Origin of the sequence: Mycolicibacter sinensis, from assembly GCF_001667945.1 — a bacterium.
Classification (GTDB): domain Bacteria; phylum Actinomycetota; class Actinomycetes; order Mycobacteriales; family Mycobacteriaceae; genus Mycobacterium; species Mycobacterium sinense_B.
Genome location: NZ_LZJK01000073.1, coordinates 1 through 812, shown reverse-complemented (window position 1 = coordinate 812; position 812 = coordinate 1). Strand labels below are relative to the sequence as shown.

The following is an 812-nucleotide window of genomic DNA, read 5'->3' as shown; positions in this document are numbered from 1 at the left end:
GTCGGCTCCGGTGACTGTGACGCGCCGCTGCGGGTGCTGTCCACCCCAGCGCTGATCCAGCAGGGCCACAGCAGCTTTGTCGGGGCCGCCGAGATCGTGCGGGCGGTGCACGCCGAACTCGATGCCAACCCCGACGCCTACGATGCCGACCACCCACTGTGGGTCTTCGGTTGGTCGCAGGGCGCCACCGCCGGGTCGATCGCGATGGCGCAGCTGGCCCACGACGGCGTCCCCCCGGAGTTGCTGCACTTCGTGTTCATCGGCAATCCGGTGGGGGCGGACACCGCGTCGCTGGACGGGGGCGGGGCCTCCTCCCCCGACTTCTTCGACACCGCTCTGCTGTCCGGCGTCCAGACCCCGAACAACTGGTTCGCGGTAACCGACTACACGATCCCCGGCGACCCGGTCACCGACCCCACCTCCACCTCCGAGCTCGGCTTGTTCTACGAGCACATGATGTATCTGGGGCTCACCCCCGAACAGGTGGCCAACCACATCGCCACCACCGACGGCATGATCACCGACGTCGACATCTCCGGTGACTTCGACCAGTTCAGCGCCTGGCTCAACGCCTGGCCCCACGGGCTGGTCGACAGCGCCGGGATAGACGCCCTGTTCAATTCGATTGTGGCACTTGTGTACAGCGCCTTCGGCAACATCGAAGGCTTCTTCACCGACTGGATGGGTATCGACTGGGGCGGGGTCGAGCAGACACTCGACTACTGGTTCCCCGACGCCTGACCTTGACAACGTACAACCATTCGGTTGTACGATCGGCACGTGGCCGTGCTCGACGAGGACCGGGTGGACGC

At 66.1% G+C, this 812-nt stretch carries 1 protein-coding gene; it reads left to right on the top strand.

Translation table 11 applies throughout. From position 1 onward, the window contains the following. The coding region (locus A5694_RS09785) for a PE-PPE domain-containing protein (RefSeq protein WP_064921644.1) at positions 1 to 741 on the top strand (741 nt) is incomplete at its 5' end. Positions 742 to 812: the final 71 nt, after the last annotated feature.